The sequence below is a fragment of the uncultured Lactobacillus sp. genome (assembly GCF_947367085.1).
Taxonomy (GTDB): domain Bacteria; phylum Bacillota; class Bacilli; order Lactobacillales; family Lactobacillaceae; genus Lactobacillus.
In genome coordinates this window covers 1-2,566 of the sequence record NZ_CANBCP010000109.1, presented here as the reverse complement: position 1 = coordinate 2,566, position 2,566 = coordinate 1, and the positions used below count along the sequence as shown (strand labels likewise).

At 35.6% G+C, this 2,566-nt stretch carries 2 protein-coding genes and 1 pseudogene; all 3 read left to right on the top strand.

The window, feature by feature from the left end; genetic code table 11:
• Positions 1 to 235 precede the first annotated feature (235 nt).
• Entirely contained in the window at positions 236 to 2,050 is a 1,815-nt protein-coding gene (locus Q0Y70_RS09885) for a ribonuclease J (protein WP_297820555.1), read from the top strand.
• Positions 2,043 to 2,492: a hypothetical protein gene (locus Q0Y70_RS09880; protein ID WP_297820552.1), complete on the top strand. Its 450-nt coding sequence runs from the start codon at positions 2,043 to 2,045 to the stop codon at positions 2,490 to 2,492. Before Q0Y70_RS09885 ends, Q0Y70_RS09880 begins: the two co-directional genes overlap by 8 nt.
• Positions 2,429 to 2,566 (top strand): annotated as a pseudogene (locus tag Q0Y70_RS09875) (diaminopimelate dehydrogenase); the annotation flags it as partial. The gene Q0Y70_RS09880 and the pseudogene Q0Y70_RS09875, both read left to right, overlap by 64 nt.

Genomic DNA, 2,566 nt, shown 5'->3' with positions numbered 1-2,566 from the left:
CACCGAGATCTACACCTAAGCCTTCGTCGGCAGCGTCAGATGTGTATAAGAGACAGGGTTTACGTCGTTAATCTTAAAATTTATCAGCCTCAGCTACTCTTCGTCATGAAGGGTAGCTTTTTTTGTTTCTTTCAAATTCACACTATTATATGGTAAAATTAATTAGATTAACTTCGTTTTGATCATCAAGATCCATAAAATTAATTAAATTTAATAAATAGAAAGAAGCAAAAATATGTCACAAAAGATTAAGATAATGATCTTGGGTGGAGTACGTGAAAATGGAAAGAACATGTATGCCGTTCAAGTAGATGATGAAATTTTTATTTTGGATGCTGGATTAAAATATCCAGATAGTTCTTTATTAGGTATCGACGTCGTAATTCCTGACCTTGATTTTTTCAGAGATTACGGTGATAAGGTTGCAGGGATCTTTTTAACGCATGGACATGCTGATTCTATTGGGGCATTACCTTATATTTTACGTGATTATGATATTCCTGTTTTTGGCTCGAAATTGACTATCGAATTAGCTAAGATTGCCGTTTCACGTGATAACCGTAGACGAAAGAATGATCTGTTTCACGTTATTGATGCTGATACTGAAATTGATTTTAAGAATGCAAGTGTTTCATTTTTTAAGACAACTCATTCATTGCCAGACTCATTAGGTATAGATGTTTCAACCAAAGAAGGCGAGATTGTCTACACGGGTGATTTTAAGTTTGATCCGTCGGCTAAAGCAGGCTATAAGACCGATTTTGTCAGATTATCAGAAATTTCTCAAAAAGGCGTCTTGGCACTTTTAAGCGATTCGACTAATGCTGAAGCTGTGTTTCCAAATGATCAACAAACTTCAATTGAGAATTATATTTTAGACACTTTTAAAAATCATCAAGGGCGCATTATTGCAGCCTCAAAGGCGTCAAATATTATTCGCGTTCAAGAAATTTTTCATGCAGCTGCTAAAACGGGAAGACATGTGTATTTAACTGGTAGAGATGTCGGAAAAATTGTCTATACAGCGATGAAATTGGGCTATTTAGATGTACCTAAAGACTTATTAGTTCACTCAAAGGATCTAAAAAAGATTCCTGATAATGAATTAGTTATTCTTGAAACAGGTCGAATGGGAGAACCATTAAAGTCCTTACAAAAGATGGCAACAAATCGCCACAGAATGGTAAAGATCAAAAAAGGCGATTTAGTCTTTATTGCAACTACACCTTCACATTCTGTAGAAACAATGGTTGCACAAACTAGTGATATGGTGTATCGCGCTGGCGGCATTGTGAAACAACTTGGTATTGATAAACATACCAGTGGTCATGCTACCGGTAGAGATTTACAATTGCTGATTGATACTATGAAACCTAAGTTCTTAATTCCTGCCATTGGTGAATATCGTTTGCTAGAAATCCATAAGAATTTGGCTGTGGAAGCAGGTATGAATCCGAAAGATGTTTATTTAACTAAAAATGGGGATGCTTTAGAACTTGATAAAGGCCGCTTTTATTTGACTAATCCAGTACCAGGCGAAGATACTATGATCGATGGCTCTGGAGTAGGAGACGTGGGTAATATTGTTTTACGTGATCGTGAAGTATTATCTGATGATGGTATTTTCATTGCTGCAGTTACTATTGATCGTAAAAAGAAAAAGATTATTTCAAATCCAATTGTTTCAACTAGAGGCTTTGTTTACATTAAGGCTAACCATGATTTGATGGATGGAGCCGTAGAAGCAGTGAAGACTGCGATTGAGAACAATTTTGCCCATAAGAAGTTTGATTGGGCTGAACTTAAACAAGATGTTAGAAACGATGTTGAAAAATTCCTTTACAAGAAAACTGGCCGTCGGCCGGTAGTTCTACCTGTTGTCATGGAAGTTAACCAAAATCGTCATCGCGCTATGGTTAAAAGAAATGAAGCTAAAAAAGATGGTGAAAGTGTACAACATCGTGAACCTAAACGTGGTCAACGTACCCATAAACGCTCTTTGGAACATAAAAATATTCGAGTAAACAAAGAGGCTCAAAATAATGACTAATACTAGTCAAGATAATTTATTATCACTAGCTGATAAAGCTAAAGAAAACAATGATATACCTCAGGCAAAACAATACCTTCTAGAAGCGCTAAGATTAGACCATAGAACCGATATCGTTTGCCGACTGTGTGAAATATATTTGAAAGAAGATCAGGCTGATCAAGCATATGCTTTGCTCAAAGAAGAGCCCGATCTTTTTTCTGATTCAAGAGTATTTCAGTTATATTTGGAGATCTTGGAAAAAAATAATTACTTTGTTGAATTTTTAGAGTTGAAGAATTTAACTAAGAATAATTTTGACGTGCAAGTCCAAGCAGTCGATGAACAAAAACAAGTAGAAATAATGCAAAATTTCCAGAGGCTCAAGAATATTACGCAAATAGACTATTTGAAGCTATTTTGCCTAATGGCGAAAACTATGTATTTTACGGAAGAGGCTTAAGCCAAGGGCATTCAGATGCTATAAGAAGATTAAGTGGTGTAAAAAACGCAGTCCAATATACTGTACCATATGAC

What these genes read in the sequence shown, in the direction of transcription:
- Q0Y70_RS09885 (WP_297820555.1), top strand. Translation starts at nt 236, where the DNA reads ATGTCACAAAAGATTAAGATAATGATCTTGGGTGGAGTACGTGAAAAT.
- Q0Y70_RS09880 (WP_297820552.1), top strand. Translation starts at nt 2,043, where the DNA reads ATGACTAATACTAGTCAAGATAATTTATTATCACTAGCTGATAAAGCT.